The 21258-nt window shown below is 34.1% G+C and carries 23 protein-coding genes; 10 read left to right on the forward strand and 13 right to left on the reverse strand.

Annotation, left to right across the window (positions count from 1 at the left end):
• Positions 1-65: 65 nt before the first annotated feature.
• Both OL225_RS07830 and OL225_RS07835 read right to left on the reverse strand, forming a co-directional pair.
• The gene (locus tag OL225_RS07830; protein ID WP_264517855.1) at positions 66-935 is read right to left on the reverse strand and encodes a DMT family transporter; all 870 of its coding nucleotides are present in this window, start codon (positions 933-935) and stop codon (positions 66-68) included.
• 196 nt (positions 936-1131) lie between these two features.
• A complete protein-coding gene (locus tag OL225_RS07835; RefSeq protein WP_264517856.1) occupies positions 1132-1527 on the reverse strand; it encodes a VOC family protein in 396 nt (131 codons plus the stop codon).
• A gap of 149 nt (positions 1528-1676) precedes the next feature.
• On the opposite strand from OL225_RS07835, the gene OL225_RS07840 reads away from it, so the two are divergent.
• A complete protein-coding gene (locus OL225_RS07840) occupies positions 1677-2288 on the forward strand; it encodes a hypothetical protein (RefSeq protein WP_264517857.1) in 612 nt (203 codons plus the stop codon).
• Positions 2289-2713: 425 nt separating this feature from the next.
• Here OL225_RS07840 and OL225_RS07845 read toward each other — a convergent pair whose 3' ends face one another.
• Positions 2714-2959, reverse strand: coding sequence for an alpha/beta hydrolase (locus tag OL225_RS07845; protein WP_264517858.1), 246 nt, complete (start codon positions 2957-2959; stop codon positions 2714-2716).
• Positions 2931-3374 (reverse strand): Lrp/AsnC family transcriptional regulator, encoded by a 444-nt coding sequence (locus OL225_RS07850; RefSeq protein ID WP_264517859.1) that lies wholly within the window; start codon positions 3372-3374, stop codon positions 2931-2933. Before OL225_RS07850 ends, OL225_RS07845 begins: the two co-directional genes overlap by 29 nt.
• A gap of 114 nt (positions 3375-3488) precedes the next feature.
• Between OL225_RS07850 and OL225_RS07855 the strand changes: the two genes are divergently transcribed.
• The 8 genes from OL225_RS07855 to OL225_RS07890 all read left to right on the forward strand — a co-directional run bounded on the left by OL225_RS07855 (position 3489) and on the right by OL225_RS07890 (position 11404).
• Complete coding sequence (locus OL225_RS07855; protein ID WP_264517860.1) at positions 3489-4397, forward strand: alpha/beta fold hydrolase; 909 nt, start codon at positions 3489-3491, stop codon at positions 4395-4397.
• A gap of 137 nt (positions 4398-4534) precedes the next feature.
• On the forward strand, positions 4535-5662 hold the full coding sequence (locus OL225_RS07860; protein WP_264517861.1) for a P1 family peptidase: 1128 nt from the start codon (positions 4535-4537) through the stop codon (positions 5660-5662).
• A 56-nt stretch (positions 5663-5718) separates the two neighbouring features.
• Positions 5719-6858: a serine hydrolase domain-containing protein gene (locus tag OL225_RS07865; RefSeq protein WP_264517862.1), complete on the forward strand. Its 1140-nt coding sequence runs from the start codon at positions 5719-5721 to the stop codon at positions 6856-6858.
• A 35-nt stretch (positions 6859-6893) separates the two neighbouring features.
• A complete protein-coding gene (locus OL225_RS07870; RefSeq protein WP_264517863.1) occupies positions 6894-7214 on the forward strand; it encodes a hypothetical protein in 321 nt (106 codons plus the stop codon).
• Between the two features lie 167 nt (positions 7215-7381).
• Complete coding sequence (locus OL225_RS07875; protein WP_185097807.1) at positions 7382-7552, forward strand: hypothetical protein; 171 nt, start codon at positions 7382-7384, stop codon at positions 7550-7552.
• Between the two features lie 31 nt (positions 7553-7583).
• Complete coding sequence (locus OL225_RS07880; protein WP_156118350.1) at positions 7584-7745, forward strand: hypothetical protein; 162 nt, start codon at positions 7584-7586, stop codon at positions 7743-7745.
• A 270-nt stretch (positions 7746-8015) separates the two neighbouring features.
• Positions 8016-10244 (forward strand): outer membrane beta-barrel family protein, encoded by a 2229-nt coding sequence (locus OL225_RS07885; RefSeq protein ID WP_264517864.1) that lies wholly within the window; start codon positions 8016-8018, stop codon positions 10242-10244.
• A 35-nt stretch (positions 10245-10279) separates the two neighbouring features.
• Complete coding sequence (locus OL225_RS07890; RefSeq protein WP_264517865.1) at positions 10280-11404, forward strand: alpha/beta fold hydrolase; 1125 nt, start codon at positions 10280-10282, stop codon at positions 11402-11404.
• A gap of 268 nt (positions 11405-11672) precedes the next feature.
• On the opposite strand, the gene OL225_RS07895 is transcribed toward OL225_RS07890, so the two are convergent.
• The 6 genes from OL225_RS07895 to OL225_RS07920 all read right to left on the reverse strand — a co-directional run bounded on the left by OL225_RS07895 (position 11673) and on the right by OL225_RS07920 (position 17230).
• Positions 11673-12626: a DUF6624 domain-containing protein gene (locus OL225_RS07895; RefSeq protein WP_264517866.1), complete on the reverse strand. Its 954-nt coding sequence runs from the start codon at positions 12624-12626 to the stop codon at positions 11673-11675.
• A 250-nt stretch (positions 12627-12876) separates the two neighbouring features.
• On the reverse strand, positions 12877-13338 hold the full coding sequence (locus OL225_RS07900; protein WP_264517867.1) for a cupin domain-containing protein: 462 nt from the start codon (positions 13336-13338) through the stop codon (positions 12877-12879).
• Between the two features lie 23 nt (positions 13339-13361).
• The gene (locus tag OL225_RS07905) at positions 13362-14453 is read right to left on the reverse strand and encodes an alpha/beta hydrolase (RefSeq protein WP_264517868.1); all 1092 of its coding nucleotides are present in this window, start codon (positions 14451-14453) and stop codon (positions 13362-13364) included.
• Positions 14454-14462: 9 nt separating this feature from the next.
• Positions 14463-15203 (reverse strand): carboxymuconolactone decarboxylase family protein, encoded by a 741-nt coding sequence (locus tag OL225_RS07910; RefSeq protein ID WP_264517869.1) that lies wholly within the window; start codon positions 15201-15203, stop codon positions 14463-14465.
• A gap of 21 nt (positions 15204-15224) precedes the next feature.
• The gene (locus tag OL225_RS07915; RefSeq protein ID WP_264517870.1) at positions 15225-16295 is read right to left on the reverse strand and encodes an alpha/beta hydrolase; all 1071 of its coding nucleotides are present in this window, start codon (positions 16293-16295) and stop codon (positions 15225-15227) included.
• Positions 16296-16378: 83 nt separating this feature from the next.
• Positions 16379-17230, reverse strand: coding sequence for an aldo/keto reductase (locus tag OL225_RS07920; protein ID WP_264517871.1), 852 nt, complete (start codon positions 17228-17230; stop codon positions 16379-16381).
• 194 nt (positions 17231-17424) lie between these two features.
• Between OL225_RS07920 and OL225_RS07925 the strand changes: the two genes are divergently transcribed.
• Positions 17425-18321 (forward strand): helix-turn-helix domain-containing protein, encoded by an 897-nt coding sequence (locus OL225_RS07925; RefSeq protein ID WP_264517872.1) that lies wholly within the window; start codon positions 17425-17427, stop codon positions 18319-18321.
• A 38-nt stretch (positions 18322-18359) separates the two neighbouring features.
• Here the strand turns inward: OL225_RS07925 and OL225_RS07930 are convergent, their stop codons facing one another.
• From OL225_RS07930 to OL225_RS07940, 3 genes are all read right to left on the reverse strand, one after another.
• Positions 18360-18551 (reverse strand): hypothetical protein, encoded by a 192-nt coding sequence (locus OL225_RS07930; RefSeq protein WP_264517873.1) that lies wholly within the window; start codon positions 18549-18551, stop codon positions 18360-18362.
• Positions 18552-18671: 120 nt separating this feature from the next.
• Complete coding sequence (locus tag OL225_RS07935; RefSeq protein WP_264517874.1) at positions 18672-19742, reverse strand: alpha/beta hydrolase; 1071 nt, start codon at positions 19740-19742, stop codon at positions 18672-18674.
• Between the two features lie 668 nt (positions 19743-20410).
• Positions 20411-21118, reverse strand: coding sequence for a hypothetical protein (locus tag OL225_RS07940; protein WP_264517875.1), 708 nt, complete (start codon positions 21116-21118; stop codon positions 20411-20413).
• Positions 21119-21258 lie beyond the last annotated feature (140 nt).

The following is a 21258-nucleotide window of genomic DNA, read 5'->3' on the forward strand; positions in this document are numbered from 1 at the left end:
AAACTATTATATAAAAACCGGACACTTAAGCTAATTTAAGTGTCCGGTTTTGGTTTAAAAAACTTTTATTTTATTTTCTTAATAGAAATTACCGTCTGTAAAACCACAGAAGCAATAATAAACACCAATCCTATATAAAACGAAAGATTCACTTCTTTGCTTTCTCCGAAAAATAAAAAGGCCATAATGATTGCGTATACGGGCTCCAGATTGTAGGTTAGGTTCACAGTAAATGCCGGAATTTTCTTCAAAACCTCGGCAAACATAACATATAAACCGACTGTACAAAAAAGCGATAAAACGCCCAAATAAGCCGTATTTTTCAAGTCAGGAACTATGCTGTCTGACTGAAAATAGAGGAGATATACGGGCAAAAATGCTCCCCAGCATAAAGTACCGGCAATCATCTGGTAATAATTGATCACTTTGGTGTCAAAATGACTCACCAGACGTTTGTTATAAATAGTATACAGAGCGCCGAATGCCGATGAAAAAACTCCTAAAATAATCCCAAGCTGATAAGAAGTATCAAAATGAAATATTAAGCTGATCCCAATGATGGTCAGCATACTGAGAAGTAATTCTGAAAGCTTGAATTTCTCCTTATCAATAACAGGTTTGAATACCGCTGTAAAAAAACTTGTCAGACAGTAACATACTACACCAATGGATATATTGGCATATTTTATACTCGCATAAAAAAGAAGCCAATGTAAGGTAAGCAGTATGCCGGCTTTTGAAATCTGAATTTTTCCCCGGAAAGGAATATCAGTTGGAATTTTCAAGAACTTTACAATAAAGAACAAAATAATAGAGGAGAAGAGGAGCCTGTACCAGACCAGCAAACCTTCGTTAAGAGTGATCAGTTTTCCGAATACACCTGTAAATCCGGCCAGAATTACGGCCAGATGTAATAATAAATATGATTTTTTCATTAGAGAACGAACTGTAAAATTGGATTAATATTTTTGTTAGAATGTGAAGCATGAAAAACCCGGCCGTTAATAAGTTAACGACATGAGTACACTTCAAATTAAATTGAAAATATTAAGGTGCCGGAGGAGGCAGACAGTTCGAGCGGTTCATATTGATCTGTTGAATGTCAAATATAGGGAAAAATATTTTGTAAGTCTACATGAAAAATACATTAAACTTGTGTCCATCAGGGTCTGCAAACACAAAACCATAATAATTTTCTCCAAAGCTTTCAGGTTCTGAAACAATGGTTCCTCCTGCATTTTTTACTTCTTCAGCCCATTCATCCACTTGGTTTTTACTTTCTGCAGAAAGGGTAAATATAATTTCGTTGGAACTTTGAGGATCTCCAAATTTCATACTTTTTAGGTTGTTTTCTATGACATTTTTTAAGAAAAAGTGAATAATCAGTTCATTTCCAGCCATAAAAAAACTTACCAGTTCATTGGAACTGTGAGGATTATTGGGTTTGAATCCCAGCTCAGTATAGAATTTCTGTGTGCGTTCAAGGTCGGTTACGGCCAGATTAGCCCAGATCATTTTAGGTTTCATATTATTTTATTTTTTGGTTAAGGTAAAGGTATTCTGTTTTTACGGAATAAAAACTATCATGTGGCAAGATTTTGTATTTTTAGATCAAGGAGAGATTTATTAACAACTTCAATTTAACATAATATATTGGAAAATAAATTATAGCATACATGAATGAGGGTATTGTAAAGAAAATCAAAAAGTTAGGAGGGAAAACAGACGCTGTCCATCCTGATAAAAGTTTTGCTGAAAATTGGCAAAGTGTCAGCTTCAGTCATCATCTTTATGACAAAGACTGGGATGTTTATGGAATCGATCAATATTATGAGCAGTATAAAGATTTGTATATAGAGAATCAGAAAAGTTTTTATAGGAACTTGCTGGAACATTATTTTTCCGATCATGAATTGCCGTACGGTCAATATTTTTTCAAAGATTGGGTTTTCACGCCCTTTAAAGAAAACTCTGAGGATTATGGAGAACTGGATGGGCTTGTAGAAGAATATGAAGTAAAAGAAATCGTACAAGGCAACGAGATGGATTTTATCTGTATATTTTATTCTTATGGATATCCTGATCATTTTTTTGTATGCACAACAGATCCTGATCAAAATAATCCGACGGTGTATAGTACAGATCATGAAGTTTATTTTCAGGAGATTGAAAATGAAGGAAAGCTGGAAGATTTTCTGTATAGGTTTATGACCAAGGAAGAGTTCTTAGAATCCGTTAAAGAATATTTGGAAAGAAAATTAAATAATAAGGGATTCTGGGGTGGTTAATACTCTATTTCAGTTAAATAATAAAAATCCTATAATTTATATTATGTTAAATTGAATATGGTGGTATATTCCTTTATTTTAATTAAAAGCTTAATATTTAATTAATTAGAACTTTTAAGTTAAGACTTAGATATAATACTCAATATTCTTAATTAATAACTATTTGAGAATTATACAATGGTTTTAAAATATTGGATTATAATTTTAATATTATCTTATTAAATGGAGATTTTAAAATATTTTTCAATGAATTTGGTAAATCTGCTCAGATATTTATTTTTAAAAATGAGATTAAAATTCATAACCAAATAATAAAACTTGGCTGTATTAAAAAATATAAAATGGTCTATTAATTTGGATGATTTTTTTAATACATTTATTTTAAGAAAAATAATACTGTATTACAATTTAAAAGTTTGACATCTTTACAATTGAACTCCGGGATACTTGGAAATAAAATCTGCCATTCCGTGAATGTCTTCTGTTCTATAGACAGGTTTATCGGTGTGACGGGGTTCTCCCCCGCTTGCCCCTTGATAAGATGCATCTGCAGTAATTGTAATATAACCAGCTTCCACTAAACGTTGTGCATAAAGACCTGCTGTCTGTTCCTTAATACCTCCATTTGAGTGTGCAACAACACTATTTAAAAGTAATTGGTTTGTGATCAATGGGCACTGACAGAATAGAATAAGTTGTTGTCCTGCCAAATTTACTCAAGCGATCCAGGACTAAAGTAATCTCTTGTGTAGATTTCAGAAACATATGTAAAAAGAAACAAAATTCTCCTGTAGTATGTACCATTTTTACAATCCCTTCTATTTCTTCAGTTTCTTTTAAAAAAGACATAATCATAATATTGGGGTGTAATTTTATTGCAATTAAAACATTTTGTATGTATTGCAATTGTGTATATTCCACAACAACAGCATAGCCTTTTATTATCCCTGCTTCTTCCAGCTTTTTTATACGTTCTGTAACAGCCGGAGCTGTGAGTCCTATTTTTCTGCCTATTTCAGCATTACTCGCTCTTGCGTTTAATTGTAGTTCGTTTAAAATTGCGTAGTGCAGTTTATCTAATTGCATATCGAAATAAAATAATTAAAAAACATTGATTCGAAAGTTTGAAGCAGCTATTTCTATCGAAATGATAGTCTGATTTAAATGTCCCCATCAGATCTTTGTAAAGATAAAAATTTAATGCAGAAACATACCTATAAGAATATGAAAGATAAAAAATTACCTGGTGATGTTAGCTTGAATCACGGAATGGCCGTTATTAGCAATACATTACGAATACATTATGCAGAAGCAGGAAATGGGGAAAATATAATTGTTCTGATACATGGTTTTCCGCAGACATGGTGGGAATGGCGATTTGTAATTCCTGTATTGGTTAATCAAGGATTTCGTGTTATTGCCTTGGATTATCGCGGAGCCGGAGATTCCTGGAAACCTGCGGATGGATATGATAAACGCACTATGGCCAGTGATATTCATCATCTGTTAAAGGAACATCTTAAGATACAAACCCCTGTAGTCCTTATAGGACATGATATAGGCTTAATGATTGCGTATGCTTATGCACAAGAATACCGGACATCCGTATCTCAGCTGGTGGTAATAGACGCTCCTTTACCCGGTACCAAAATATTTGATAAAATAAGGACAGATCACAGGGTCTGGCATTTTGCATTCCATAACGTACACAACCTGCCTGAAATGCTAATTGCTGGTCGTGAGCGACAATATTTACAATATTTTTTCAACCATCGTATTTATAATACAGCAGCTATTAATGAAACTGATATGGACACCTTTAGTCAGGCATATTCTTCAGCCGGTGCTATGAAAGCCGGACTGGAAGTTTACCGGGCATTTGACCAAGACATACTGGACAATGAAAAGAGCATAGCCAAAAATGGGAAACTAACGATTCCTGTTCTGGCAGTTGGAGGGGAAATAAGCACAAGTGGATCTTTTATGAAAGAAATGATGGAAGAAGTAGCAGAAGATGTTACATCAGTACGCATTCCTAAAACAGCGCATTGGGTAGTTGAGGAAAATCCGGAGGTATTTATACAAGAGCTTTTAAAATTTCTCAGCTAGAATCATCATATGAATAAACTAAAAATCAACAATTTAATTTTAATAAAGAAGCGTTCAAAAGAGATTGTATTTTACCTGACCGCCTTCTATAATTGATAATTATGAAAAATATAATACTATCTTTTTTATTGATATATATGCAAAGTTTAACATTTGGACAGAAATTACGGGCCAGGGATATAGGAATTCCATTTAGCGGAACCGTTGGCACATTTAATTCTATAACGGACGTAAAGGGAGTTGAGGTAGGTTATAGTACAATCATTTCCGGGAAAGGTAAAAATACAATCGGTAAAGGACCTGTCCGAACAGGAGTTACAGCTATTTTGCCAAGGGGCCGGAATAATAATCCTGTTTTTGCCAACTGGTACTCACTGAACGGCAATGGCGAAATGACAGGAACAACCTGGGTAACAGAATCCGGTTTTTTAGAAACTCCTATAATGATTACCAATACCAATAGTGTGGGAGTCGTGAGAGATGCTGTTCTCAAATGGTTTGTAAAAGAACATTGGTATAAAGAAGATTGGTGGTACACTTATCCTGTAGTGGCTGAAACGTATGATGGCTTTTTAAATGACATCTATGGTTTTCAGGTAAAAGAAAGCAATGTTTACGAAGCGCTAAATAGTGCGAAATCAGGTAGAATTCAGGAAGGAAATGTTGGTGGTGGAACCGGGATGATGTGCCTTGGTTTTAAAGGCGGAACCGGTACGGCATCAAGGATTGTGAAAACCGGAGATTCTATTTATACCGTTGGCGCTCTGGTTCAGGCTAATTTTGGGAGAAAAGAATCCCTGAAGATTGCAGGTGTACCGGTAGGAAAAGAACTGGAAAATACGGTGGGCAGCGAATTAAAACTGCCTTCAGAGTCTTACCGGCAGGAAGGTGACGGTTCCATCATTGTGGTCATTGCAACGGATGCACCATTATTGCCCCATCAATTAAAACGCATTGCATCAAGAGTGCCTCTGGGAATCGGGAACGTAGGTGGCTATGGAATGAACAGTTCAGGAGATATTTTTATTGCCTTTTCAACAGCCAATTCCACAGCTTTTCAGAGAAAAGATTTTTCTACAGTGAAGATGCTCCCTAATGATTTGATTGATCCTCTATTTGATGCAACTGTACAGGCTGTCGAAGAGTCTATCATTAATGCTATGATCGCCGCCGAAACAATGGAAGGAGTCAATGGAAATAAATCCTATGCCCTTCCCCATCAGCCTGTGATTGATATCTTAAGAAAATATAAAAGAATACCATAAGGAGAGAAATTTATCTGTTTCAGTTTAATTTAATACTAATTCATTAAAATTTTTCTATGAAAAAACTATGGTTTCTAACAGTTTTTACTGTTGTTTTTGCTGCAATGAATTCCTGCAGGGATGAACAATCTATTGATGTGCCCGCCGAGCACCCGAATGCAAAAAAATATCAGCGCATCGTTGATCAGTTTATAGCATCCGGCGCTGTGGGCGTCAACGTCACAGTAATTTCTCCCGAAGGAACATGGAGCGGTTCAGGCGGACTTGCCGACAGGGAAAAAGGTATCAGGATATCTGCCGATAGCAGGCTCCGCATCGGAAGCATGACGAAAATGTTTGCCTCCACAACTATTCTGAAATTGCAGGAAGAAGGTCTCCTGAATATCAAGGATAAAATCAATAAATATCTTCCTCACACTATTACAGACCGTATTGCCAATGCCAATGAGGTAACGATTGAACAGTGCCTTAATCACAGAGCGGGAATCCGGAATTATTTACAGGATATCGCTCCCGGTGTTTTTGACGGAAGTATTGTCAATTATTCCGCAGAGCAGACCCTTCAGCTGATCTATGATAAACCTGCCGATGATCCAATTGGAAAGGGATACTATAGCAATTCCAATTATCTTCTGCTTTCCCTGATTATAAAAAAAGTAACGGGAAAACCCTCCTATCAGATAATCAACGAGAAAATAATCAACCCCCTGGGGCTGAAAAATACGACAGCAAGTACTCTGCTTCCGGATCAGCTCACCCGGTCCTATTATGCTGAAACTGCTAATGAGCCATTGAGTGAAGTAACCCATATAGACAATAACGGAATCGGCGGTGAAGGAGCAATTGATGGTGGAATGATCTCAACATCTTCTGATGTAGCCCAATTTGTGGAGAGCCTGTTAACGAATAAAATACTTTCTCCCGCTTCAATGCAGCAGCTTCAGACTTTTGTGGATAACGATCCTGACCGTCTGGAACCAGATTTAAAATACAATAAACAGTATGGGTTGGGATTAATGAAACTGGATACCAATCAGGGAGTAGCTATGGGTCATGACGGACACGTATTTGGCTTTGGGGGTAAATCCTATTATTTTCCAAAGCAAAAAGTAACGGTATGCATACTTCTCAATACATGGTCTCCAAAAGTGGTTGCATTGCTTAATGCAAAAGATACTTTCAACTTATTGTTCTGATAAAATTGAACGAAAATAATTTTAAAAATAAAGATATGAAAATCAATCACATTCTCACGTTCTTTTTGCTTTCAGGAATGATATCCTGCAACACCATTTCTTATACCGGAGAAACGTATAAAGCTTCAGACAAAATTGATGTTTATTATAAGGAGAATGACATTATCCATCCGTATAAAACAGTTGGAAGGGTTATTACAGTTGCAAGAAATAAGGACAATAAGGCAAAAGAAAAAATCATTGAAAAGGCAAAATCAGTAGGTGCAGATGGTGTTATTTTTTCCGGCATTTATTTTACCGAAGAAAAAACTGCTTCTGCTTATGAAAAAGCTGATGTTATAAAGTACACTGACTGAACTTCAATAAACCTGGTAGCAAAAAAATTGATTCAAAGGTTTTTGAGCCTTAATTCTTTAGAAAGTAAAGCATTATTAATCAATTATAATATGATCTTTACCCCAACGGTAATAGCAAGTAATTATAACAAAATCATATAAATTATAACTAAACTAAAATTTTTAAAATGAAAAAATCAGAAAACAGAAAAGTACTTTCAAGAGAGTATTTAAAAAATGTAATGGGCAACGGAATGAATATCATTATCAAAGAATGTTCATATGAATGCTGCCCTCCTGCCGGAATCCCCAGATGCCCCAGCCTTAATGCATGTCCGGCAGTGGTATGCCCACAATAATTAACATATTTACTAACCAAAAAATATTACAATGAAAAATTTAAGAAATCAAAAAAGCCTTTCCAGAGAACAATTGAAAAGTATTGCCGGAGGCAATGTACAGGGAGTCTGCAGGCTTTCCAACGGTGGCTATGTTCTAAGGGACTGTACATTAAAGTGCCCAAACGGAGGATATCCCATCTGTCCTGCTTAAGGATTAAATTTTATTTAAACTTCAGCCTGCCCGGATAAACCAGACAATCTATCCGGGCTGACTGTACAAACACATTTTATATAGCTCTAATTGAGCTGGTTTTTGTTTATAGCTTTCATTATAGAGACAAATACAGTGCTATCTAGCTCATGATGTAACACTTATCATATCTCGAATGTCTTATTTAAATAGATTCATAATTAATACATGAATTGTATGCATGTATATTGCATAACAAGCTACATTGTAATACATAAAAACATAAAATATATGAAACGCCTGCTCCATTTAATCATTGTACTGAGCGGAACAATGGTAACTGCACAAGAAAAAAAAGATACGGCAGCAACAAAGAAAATAAATGAAATTGTACTGAAAAAAAATAAATTTCAGAGAAAAAATGACCGTTTTATATATGATATAGGAGCTTCTCCGGCAGCAAAAGGGGCTACAGCCTTCAGTATTTTAAAAGAAACTCCCCTGATTTCATCAATGGATGATAAGACTTTACGGATTGCTGGAAAATCAAATGCTGTAATATATATCAATGGTAAAAAAACTCAAATGGATGCTGATGCCCTGGCAGCCTTTTTAAAAAGCATGCCATCTGAAAGTATACAGAAAATAGAGATTATTACTATGCCCGGCAGTGAATTTCAAGTTGAATCTTCAGACGGGGTCATCAATATTATTCTAAAAAAGATAAGAGAAAATGGCTTGAACGGAAGCTTAAGAATGAGCAATAATCAGGGATATTACAACAATCCTGGAATGGGATTTTCTATCAATTACAGAAAAAATAAGCTCGGAATTAATTCAAGTTTTAATAGCAGTGAAAATACCAAACGGCAATATTATATATTGGAAAATGGCAGCAATATAGCTTCAAACCATTCGGAAGGAACCGTATCTGTTCCAAACAAGGACTATGGAGGATATCTGAATATAGATTATGCTTTAAATGACAAAAGCAACCTTGCACTGAGCTATAGCACCTGGTACAACAAAAACTTCACATCGGTTACCAATTTATTTAACACTGTAAATGTATTAAACGATACCGTCTGGAAAACTGACTACAACCGAAGCAAAAATCATGAAAACACCCAATCTTATAATAATTCTGTCAATTTAAACTATGAATTAAAAACAGATTCACTTGGCAGTAAATTAAATATAAATGCAGCCTATCTAAACTTCAGAAAAAAACAGAATAGCCTCAATACAACATCAGCAGCGGATTCTAATGGAAATACAGGAGAAGATATCAGCCAGATTATTCAGGAAACGCCACAGATTATTAACAGCTTTTCTGTAACGGTGGATTATTTTAAGAAATTTAAAAATGATTTCACCCTGTCTTTTGGAGGAAATTACAGCTATACGAAAACAGATAATGATACAGAAACAAGCCTATATCAATTGGCTGCCAATGTAGTAGTTAGAAATCCAAATCATTTTTTTTATCTGGAGAATATTTACGGAGGATATTTGACTGCAGAAAAAAAAATAAGTGATAAAATTTCTGCAAAAGCCGGAATCCGCTATGAATTAACACAAAATAAAGGAAACTCTTATAATGCTCAGGATGACAATTTAAAAAATCTTACGAGAAACTATCACAATATTTTACCTTACGTAAATCTGAATTACTCAATCAGCAAAGACCATAATCTTTCATATTCTTTTTCAGGCCGTATGAAAAGACCCTCATTTTGGGAGGTGAACCCTGTGAGAACCTATTTAACGGAAACTAATTATGTTCAGAATAATCCATTTATGAAAGCATCCGCAGTTTATTCGCAGGAACTTAATTATATGTTCAAAAATTCATATTTTTTCATTGCCGGTCATAAATATTATAAAGATGTTATTCTGCAGGTACCTCTGCAGGGGATAATTTACGGTAACGGCAGCCATGTAAATGTATTGAGGTATATAAGAACTAATTTTGGCAACCGTCAGGAATTAAATTTTACAATCGGTTTCCAGAAATCATTTTTTAAACAGTATTGGAATACCAATGTAAGTATCGGCTTACAGCATAATATTAATGATGGGAGTATTGATACAGATCCGTTAACAGGTGAAAAGTTTCCGGCATATATCAATACCCGAAAATCAAATGGAATAACAATTTCGACTAATAATAGTATAAGACTTGATCAGGCTAAAACATGGTTTGCCAGCATTAATTATTGGTACGTTGGGAATTACCAGATAGAATTGGGACAATTAAGACCACTTGGCAGTTTGGAAATAGGACTCAAAAAAATATGGAATGACTGGACCTTTTCAGCAACCGTTTATGATGTTTTAAATACCAACAGAGTTATAATTGATGATCAGCAACAAAACGGGAATTACAATTATGTCAATATTTACAACTATCCGCGTCAGTTAACTGTTTCTATCTCGTATAATTTCGGAAACAAAAAAATTGAAAAAATACGTGATTTCAATAATGCTTCTGATGAAATCAAAAACAGAACAAAATAATAAAATTGTTATCTGAAAAATATTTAAATTTTCCTATGAAAAAATTTAGTGAATACATAAGTCCAGTGAAAAATAAAATTTTAATCTTAGCAGTAGTACTCTTTTCTGCTGTTGTATTTGGACAAAATAATCAAAATGATGAATATTTTAAGTCTAAAGAAATCATAAAAGAGTTAGATTCTATTGTTAATCCAAATGGAATTCAGGAAAGTTTTTTTGCAAATATTGGAGGTATAAAACAATGGATAAATGTAAGAGGGAAAGATAAAAACAATCCTATTATCATTTTTATACACGGAGGCCCTGCCTCTCCGTTAAGTGCTGTGAGTTGGACTTACCAAAGGGCTTTGGAAGAATATTTTACCGTTGTAAATTACGACCAACGTGGAGCCGGAAAAACTTATCGAGCCAATGATACATTAGCCTTAGGTAAAACGATGCACATTGATACTTTTGTAGATGATGCCCTTGAAATTACCCGGTTGATAACGCAAAAATACAAGCAAAAAAAAGTATTTTTAACAGGACATAGCTGGGGTACAATAATTGGCTTAAAAGCAGCGGTAAAAGCACCTCAATGGTATTATGCCTATATTGGTATTGGGCAAATAATCACTATGCAAGAAAACGAAAAACTTAGCTATGAATATGGTTTGAAAATGGCTAATGAAAAGAATAATACAGAAGCTCTTAAAGAATTACAATCCATTTATCCCTACCCGGGAAATCAACCTGTTACCAGAGAACGTATTATCATTGCCAGAAAATGGCCACAATACTATGGTGGATTAAGCGCTTATAGAAATAATAATTTTTATTATTTCAATGCCCCTTTACTTTATCCCGAATATACAATTGATGATGCAGAAGCCATAGGACTTGGAAGTTTGTTCACATTGGAAAAAGTTATGGATGAATTTCTAAATTTTGATTTTTCAAAAGTTAAAAGTCTTTCCATCCCTGTTATCATGTTGTTAGGAAGACACGACTATACTACCCCCACATTGCCTGTTATTAAATGGATGAATCAACTAAAAGCTCCGATGAAAAAAAATATTTGGTTTGAAAATTCCGCACATCTTATTCCAGTAGAAGAACCTGGGAAAATGCTATTAACTTTCGTAAATGAAATAAGACCGATAGTGTTAAAAAAATATTGATGAAAGCAAGTAAGGCATAAAATATATAATGAAAAAGAAAGCTTTAAAAACACACCTATAAACGACTTTTACATTTCTTACACCAATGATAAAACCGAGCAACTAAATAGGGTTGACAATCATCGGCATACGGATAACGAAATCATTATGAACTTATCTATGATTATCATTATAGCCCTTAAATCCAGAAAAAAAGTGGCGGATTAAGAAATCTTTAAATTAAGCCTTAATCCACCACTTTTGTAACTGCTGTTAGCAGATGTCTTCTCTATTTATTTAATTTTTCTAATTCGGGTAATTCACTTTTATATTTTTCAACATCCCAAATTAAATCCCAATTTTTAACATACTCAGAGATTGGACCTAAGCCAACTTCTGTTCTTCTTTTATCTACATTGTCAGGATCAGTTAATGGTAAAATATAGTAAGTATTATTACTTTGATTGATTCCTATCTGGCTTCCGTATATTTGTTTTCTACCCTCCCGAATTTCTATTCTATCAATTAGCAAAGCTAAAGAACCAGCACTTGCATTTCCTTTTGTTACAGCTTCTTTCATCATTGGTAAATATTTTTTTTGCGTTTGCAAATCTGAATGCTGAATAACAAGAAATAATGCACTGTTGGCTTGTGCACCTACTTTGTCTTTACCCACCCAGCCTTTTTCATCCAATATTTTTTTTACTTTTAATAAGTTAATGGAGTCTTTCTGATTGGTTATTTTCCAAAGGTCATTCATTTCTTTAGAATTCTGGCCGAATTTTTTTTGAGTTTCGTTCATTTGCATTCTGTATTTTTGGTCTTCCTCAAGAATTGTCAATAATTCAGCCTGCAATGGTTTGTCATAATTTGCTTCCATTAACGCTAATTTTTTTTCTAACTTTTCAATTGTTTTACCCCATTCTTTTTTTGAATGCAAATTTTCTAAATCAGTATCAGAATTTAAGTGCTTTAGATTTGTCCAGCCTTTTTCTATTGATAAATTCAACCATTTAAATGCTTGTTTTGTATTTCCGGCTAAAGAAGATGAGCATGCGCCATTATATAAGTGGCTTGGATTTTCGCTTTCAATTTTAAAAGCTTTACTATATAACTCAGCAGACGTTTTATAATCTTTTGTTCTATATAATTTATCAGCTTCACTTATCAATTTTAAATATTCTTGAGCATTAACGCCAGCGAATAAAAATAATAATAACAAAGTATAAATAGTATTCCTCATTTTTTCTGTATTTAATTGCTAAATTTTAGATGGTTATTATGCTACTAATATAAAATTTATTTTGATGATTGGATTGTTAAGAGATCACAAAAAAAAATTATCCTAGGTTTTCGGAGGATTGACGAATTTTTTGTTTTACTATTTCTGTTTTTTCTATTAATTATACTAATATGAACAAATTACACTGTGTATTAGTTAAATAAAATATGTATTTAATTTCAATCATTTTTTCATGGTAACAGAAAATCAATTATTTATAAAATTCTTCATCAGTTACAGGTTCCAGCCACATTACTGCACCTTTGTCATTATCTGAAATTGCCAAATGAACAAGATGACTGTCTGGACTTGCACCATGCCAATGCTCAACATTTGGCGGACATTTTATAACATCGCCTTTATGCAATATTTTTTTCATTTGACCTTTTTCCTGATAATACCCAATACCTTCAGTTACAAGTATAATCTGCCCTCCAGGATGCAGATGCCATTTGGTTCTTGCTCCTGGTTCAAAAGTTACATTACCTATGCTTATAGTAAGTAATTGTTCATCCTGACAAAGCATTTTCAGCCAGACGTTACCTGTAAAATTGTTGTTGGTTACTTTCTTGCCTTTTGGGAAAATATAGGTCTTTCCCCCTTCTAATGTGGACTTAGTACAACAACTTGATAAAAGTAACACTGATAGAAGTAATATAACTACATGTTTCATCTTAATATTAGAATTTTCATTGGTTATAAGTTTTTTTCAAAGAATTCAGTTAATTTATTCACTGCTTTTTCTACATATTCTGGTCTCCAATACGTTTGGATATGCGTTGCACCGTCAATAATAAACAATTCTTTCTCTTTTGCATTTACCGCTTTTGGAAATGCTTCATCTGTCATGTACTTGGTATCTGCTTTACTGCCTGCAATCATCAATAAAGGTTGATTGATTAAATCCATATTTTCTGCAGCATCCCAAGTCATTAAATCCAATAAATTACTAGTAGGATACAAGAAAGTTGAATTTGGGTGAGCATTGGTTCTGTAGTAATATATATATCCTTCACGATACAGGTCGGTACTAATTTTCTGGATTTCTTCATCCGTAATACTTGCCACACCTGAATATATTATTTTACCGCCTGCTGCTTCTTGAGCTCTCGCATCAGAAGCTTGTTTTAATCGTTCCTGTATTGTATTCAATCCCGAATTCAGAAATCCGTTACGTCTAACCTCCCCTGAATTGAACATACTTAAAGTAGCAACCACCTTAAATCTTTTGTCAGATTGAGTGGCTTTTAAAGTGTAACCACCACCGCCGCAAATCCCGAATGCAACAATACGGTTGATATCAACTCCGGGGTATTGAGAAATAAAATCTGCCATTCCGTGGATATCTTCTGTTCTGAAGACTGGCTTATCTGTATGGCGGGGTTCCCCACCACTAGCCCCCTGATAAGAGGCATCTGCGGCAATAGTAATGTAACCGGCTTCTGCCAATCGCTGTGCATAAAGTCCTGCTGTCTGTTCTTTAACGCCACCATTTGGATGTGCAACAGTGATTGCTGCATATTTTTTTGAAGGGTTATAATTTGCCGGAGTGTAAACATTAGCAGCAATATCAATTCCATTCAATGTATATTTTACAGGGTGAATATTTACTTTTCCTGCTACATTTTCTGTAATTGCATCATCATAAGCCAATCCGAAAGGATTACTATGTTGGATCACTCCAGTTTTTTCCATTTTTGTTTGATTAATTTTTTTCGTTTGAGCATTAATACTTAAGCTTGTCGTAACCGCGATTAATGCTACTATTGATATCGTAATCTTTTTCATTTTTTTAACTTATTTAGTTCTATTTTTTAAAACCTGGTTCAAGATCATTTTAGCTGCATTTGATTTTTCTATACTAATGGTAGAACTGATTATGGTAACAAATTCATTCAACTGCTCCGGTGACCATCCTAAGTTTAAAGAAATACCTAAATGAGATTGTAACATCGGGTCTGCATCACCAATAGCGGTGATTACAGAAATCGTAGCAAGTTCCCTTTGAACATACGTCAAAACATCTCTTTCAAAGATATCTGCGAATAAATGTTCCTTTAAAAATGTATCTATTGCTGGAGCAAAGGCTGAATAACCCGAAAGTTTATCTGGCTGCTGTGTTCTGGTAAGCTCTTCCAGAATTTTCTTTCCTCGTGCGTACTTGCTATTATTATTTCCTATAATTGAAGCTGCTTTTCCAATATTATCATTAATACCTTTTGCCTTCCTTTCCTCAAGAACTTCCATAAAACTCTGTAAGCCTCTTATACTTCTTGGAAAACCACAATAGGCATAAGTATGTATTAAAATTTCTTTTATTTCATTAATGGTCAGACCTGACTCAAGACCGGAGTTTAAGCTGCCTTTTAATTCTGGTAATCTACCTTGTGCTGTAAATGAGGAAATGGTAATGATGTTTTTGTCTTTTTCACTTAAATGACTCCTTTGTGTTGTTAATCGCTGCGCTTTCATACCGGTTGTAAAAAGTGAAATACTCATTATTTGTATGATTAGAATGAAATACTTCAATTGTTTCATTATTTTACTTTTAAAGGTTAATTACTTATCCAAACCTTTCTCTTTCAGCCATTTTGATAATAATTCTGCTACTTCTACATTGTTCAGATCTGACATTAGAAAATGGGTATTTCCCTTAATGCCCAATTCAGGAAGATGAACAATAGTAACATCACCACCGTGACTATTGACAACTTTTGCCCATTGCCTTGCCATTGTCAAAACATTTTTCCAAAAATTTAGGGATGCTGCGTTGGTTTCTTCAGTTGGAATATAATCTCCGTAGTAAACTACAATTGGGATTTTGGTCAGCTTCATAAATTCATTCATTGGCACTCCCTTTCCTCCTCGGTTTCCTTCAGGTTCTTCACCTTCCGGAAAGGTGAATCCTCCAGGTTCGTAGGCAACAACGGCTTTTATATGTTCATTTTTAATGGCTGTTTTCCAACCGGGGGAACCTCCTGCCGAATGTGTGAAAAGAATCCCATTTCCAGATTTATCCATAACTGAAGACATTGCATTTACAATTGTTGTCTCGTCTACATTTCCTGTATTGGGTGTCATCATACGGAAAAATTGATCCATAGAAATGCTGTCTTTTGGAAACTGAACACCCTCATTGAATTGGGGATATAATCCAATTCTAAATTGAGTGAACCAAGTCTGGTCATCCGGCGTACCGCTAATTTGTCCGGGTTTTGTAGTCTGCCCAGCCTCTCCCCGACCTGGTTGATCAACGAGATATATACTATAACCTTTTCTTAAAAAAATATTTGCAAAACCTTCTCTTCCATCCGCTGTGGTCTGCCAGCTTCGTCTAGATTGTCCGTAACCGTGAAGGAAAACCATCGAAAGTTTTTTAGGTTTTACAGGAATTTGATAAAAAACATCGGCGTGGTCTCCGTGTCTTGTTTGTCCGCCTTGGCGCACATTCCATGGTTTTAACGGATCGAAAACACCTTCACTTTTGATAACTGAGCCTCCGGCTGAAAAATTACCTTGTGATACAATAGTAATGGGTTTTTGTACCATCTTATTCTGTGCCTTAGCAATTAAATTTGATACTAAAATTAAGATGATTAAGCTTAAATATGTTGTCGTTTTATTCTGCATTACTCCTTTTTTAAGTTGAATATCAAAAGGAAAGAAAACGAGTGCAATTTTCTTTTGATACTATTTTTATTGATGAAGTTTGATTACAAGTCCAATTTTCTTTCACTTAACCATTTAACCATATTGGGGTCTCTGTGATCAAAAAATAAGCTTGAGGCAGTGTCTAAAGTTGCGATAGCATCCATATCTTCAGAAGAAAGTTCAAAATTGAAAATATTGAAATTCTCAGCCATTCTTTCTTTTCTTACAGATTTTGGAATGACAATTACATTTCTACTCGTCAGCCAGTTCAAAATAACCTGAGCTACAGATTTGTTGTATTTTTCAGCAATTGTTTTTAAAACTTTATTATTAAAAATATCATTCTTTCCTTCTGCAAAAGGTCCCCAGGATTCAATCTGTACATTATTTTCAATTAAGAATTTTTGTGTTTCAACCTGTTGATGGAATGGATGGGTCTCTATTTGATTGACCGCTGGCGTAAATCCACTATTTGAAATCATATCTGCAATTCTGTCTGGATGAAAATTAGAAACTCCTATGGCTCTTATTTTACCTGAATGATATAATTCCTGCATTGCTTTCCATGAACCGAAAATATCTCCGTAAGGCTGATGAATCAGATATAAATCAAGATATTCCAATTGAAGTTTTTTCAGTGACTTCTCAAAGGCTTTCAAGGTTTTTTCATATCCTGCATCCTGTACCCAGAGTTTTGTCGTAATAAAAAGTTCTTCTCTAGTAACACCACTTCTTTTGATTGCATTTCCTACCGCTTCTTCGTTTCCATAGGACGCTGCTGTATCAATCAATCGATAGCCTGTTTCAATGGCTTCAACAACTGCTTTTTCACATTCTGCTAAATCAGCAACCTGAAATACTCCAAATCCTAAAACCGGCATTTCAACATCGTTGTTCAATATTACTTTTTTCATTTTTTATCTTATTTAATTATACTTCGCAAAAACTAAAAATTGGATAATCAATTTGTTACTGCAAATTTCCAATCTATTGGCAAACCTATTGGTAGACAGATTACGGAACTTGTAACCAATATTACTGTTCTGGGGCAAAATGTAAAAAAGAGGTCATTTTTATCTTTAGATTTGCATTATAATATGATACTGCTATGAGTCAATCAGTCTATTTTGAAACAGTGAATGATTATAATCATTTTAATAATCATGAAACACTTCACCCTTTGGTAAGTGTAATAGATTTTTCAAAAGCGCATAAAAGAACAGGATCTAAAATGTATTTTAACCTGTACTGCATTTTTTTAAAAGATGTGAAATGTGGTGATCTGAAGTATGGCCGGGCAACTTATGACTATCAGGAAGGAACATTAGTTTTTGTTTCTCCAGGCCAAGTTGTTGATGTGGAAAATAAAATAGATATCTACCAGCCTTTGGGGCATGGATTAGTATTTCATCCGGATTTAATTAAAGGGACTTCTTTAGGTAAGGGTATCTCTGAATATGGCTTTTTCGGATATCAAACCAATGAAGCATTACATCTTTCTAAAAAAGAGCAAGAAATGGTTTTGGAAATGTTTGCTGATATTCAATTTGAATTGAGTCGACCAGTAGATAAACACAGTAAAAAAGTTATAACATCGAATATTGAACTTTTTCTCAATCATTGTGACCGTTTTTATGATCGTCAGTTTATTACCCGGGAAAATGTCAATAAAGGTATTTTAGAAAAATTTGAAGAATTGCTAAACAATTATTTTTCATCTGAGAAACCTAATACTGTAGGGCTTCCATCTGTGGCATATTGTGCAGACGAATTACATTTTTCATCCAACTATTTTGGAGATCTGATCAAGAAAGAAACGGGAAAAACTGCACAGGAATACATACAAAATAAAATTATTGATGTAGCCAAGCAAAGAGTATTCAATATTGATAAATCCATTAGTCAGATTGCTTATGAATTAGGTTTTAAATATCCACAGCATTTTATTCGGCTATTCAAGCAGAGAACTGGTGTTACACCTAACGAATTTCGGAATTTAAATTAAAGTTTAATTAGTCGTTTTTGAGGTTTTGTATTGACTTATTAATTGTCTATTTGAATTTGATAAGTTCTTCCATCTTCACCATCAACACTTGCACTCCCATCATTACCAATATCTGCATAAGAAATATGGTCATCATCTAAGTATCCATCATTAGGAAAGTTAATTTGAATGACTTGGCAGTCTCGAACATCAACAGTAACAAAAAATCTACTATTTATGAAATTCTTCATCAGTTACAGTTCTCTTCGCGCTATTGGACTTTGTATTAGATTTTTTTCAAAAAATTCAGTTACTTCATTCACTGATTTTTATGCATATTCTGGTCTCCAGTAGGTTTTTGAAAACCAAGATTATTTATCCAAACCTTTCTCTTTCAGCCATTTTGATAACAGCTCTGCAACTTCTACATTGTTTAAATCTGACATTAGAAAATGGGTGTTTCCCTTAATTCCCAATTCTGGAAGATGAACAATAGTAACATCACCACCGTGACTATTTACAATTTTTGCCCATTTTCTTGCCGTTGTCAAAATATTTCTCCAAAAATTTAGAGATGCTGCGTTGGTTTCTTCAGTAGGAATATAATCTCCATAGTAAACTACAATTGGTATTTTGGTCAGTTTCATAAATTCATTCATGGGGACCCCCTTTCCTCCTAAGTTTTCTTTGGGTTCTTCACCTTCTGGAAAGGTAAATCCTATAGGTTCGTAGGCAACAACGGCTTTCACGTGTTCATTTTTAATAGCTGTTTTCCAGCCGGGGGAACCTCCTGACGAATGGGTTAAAAGGATTTCATTTCCAGATTTATCCATAACTGAAGACAGAGCATTAACAACTGTTGCTTCATCTACATTTCCTGTGTCTGGTGTCATCATACGGAAAAATTGATCCATAGAAATACTGTCTTTTGGAAATTGAACACCTTCGTTGAATTTAGGGTATAGCCCAATTCGAAATTGAGTAAACCAAGTTTGATCGTCCGGCGTACCATTAATTTGTCCAGGTTTTGTAGTCTGCCCAGCCTCTCCACGACCTGGTTGATCTACGAGATATATACTATAGCTCTGTCTTAAAAAAATATTTGTAAAACCTTCTCTTCCATCGGCTGTGGTCTGCCAGCTTCGTCTAGATTGTCCGTAACCATGCAAGAATACCATTGAAAGTTTTTTAGGTTTTACCGGAATTTGATAAAAAACATCGGCGTGGTCTCCGTGTCTTGTTTGTCCACCTTGGGGCACATTCCACGGTTTTGCAGAGTCAAAAAGTCCTTCACTTTTGATGACAGAACCTCCAGCTGAAAAATTGCCTTGTGTTGCAATGATAATTGGTGTTTGTACTGCCTTATTCTGTGCCTTAGCAGCTAAATTTGATACTAAAATTATGATTATAAAGCTTAAATATGTTTTTGTTTTATTTTTCATTACTATATAATTTAGAAAAGAAAAAGTTTGTTATTAATCTCAATTTTATTATATGCAATCCATCGTTTCAAATTCCCAACCATTCTTTTTAAATGATCTTCATTCAGGAAAATATTGGTCCAATATTCAAATCTGTTGCACTGAACACTTATGTAGTATGTCATAATTGCTAAACATGCAAGGGGTAAAAACTTTTTTTCTTCGTTATTAATTTTGGTTACTGTCTCGTAACTTTTTATGAAGCTATCTGCTTTTTTATAGATAGTAAACCGAAATATATTACATTGCGGTTTGTCGGTTAGTTTATATTCTTGCTGAATAAATTGACCAAGTTCACTTGTTGAAAGTGTACTATTTATTGTCGGAAATTTCTTTGTCATCAATTGCTAGTTCGTTATATAAATATATGCAATTTTAGTAACATTTTCGGTTACAGTTATTTAATTGTTTATGACATATATAATGAGTGATTTAGGGTTTTTGAAAGGCAGAAAATCGAATAACAAAATTTAGTGCTTCAGTTTTTTTCTTAACACTTTGCTAGCCGGCGTTTATTCAACTATTTCACGCAATTCAATATCTCGTAAAGAGGTAAACTAGACGTTACATTATGATCAGCTTTTTTAAACTCATATCCTATCATATCCAGAAAGGGATTGTTAATTTTATCAGTTATTATTGTTAATAATCGGAGCAAGTTCTTTTTTTAATTCTTCAAACTTTTCTTTGCTCATCATATCAATTTCAACTAGTTCTTTTGCCTCTTTTAATTTTGCAATCGCTTCATCTCGGGTCATTTTTCTATTTTTTAAAAGAATTTCACCAGACTCAATCCCTAACTCTGTATCCATGACGCTTAAATATTTATTGATTCCAAAAGCTCTATCATTTATTTCTCCCAAAATCATTACTACATACAACGGTTTATTTTTACTGCCTCTATGATATGTTTTTATCTCTCTGACAATAACTTTGGTGTTTTTTAAACTGTTATCTGCCATATTCTGTGCATCACCACCCATAGCAGACATAATACTTCCAAATCCAGCCGGTCTTCCCATTTGTATGAATTCATAAGTTTTTTTGGAAGTACTTCTTGATTGTGAAACTCCTCCTCTTGCTCTATTTCCATAACTCCCCGAATAAGTTCTTGTATTCAGTTCTTCAGAGGTAGGAGATCCTAATATTAAAGTATCACCCACCTTCACGCTATTTTTACTCGTTGTTATATATTCCTTAACTTGAGCACCGTTTTTAATAGTGTTGAAAAAATTAATATCCTGAGTTTTTTCATAGGTCAATAAATCAATATTTTCTTGAGCTTGGATATAAACTACTGATAAAAGGATAGTAAAAAAAGTAATTGTTTTTTTCATAATTGTTGTTTAATATATTGGAATTTGATTCTTAGTTTACACAAATATAATATACTTACTTATATATAAAATATGGAAAACCATAAAATTCCAAAATGCAAAGACTTTGGAACTTAATTAATATTAGGAAGCTATAACAA

Source organism: Chryseobacterium viscerum (assembly GCF_025949665.1).
Taxonomy (GTDB): Bacteria; Bacteroidota; Bacteroidia; order Flavobacteriales; family Weeksellaceae; genus Chryseobacterium; species Chryseobacterium viscerum_A.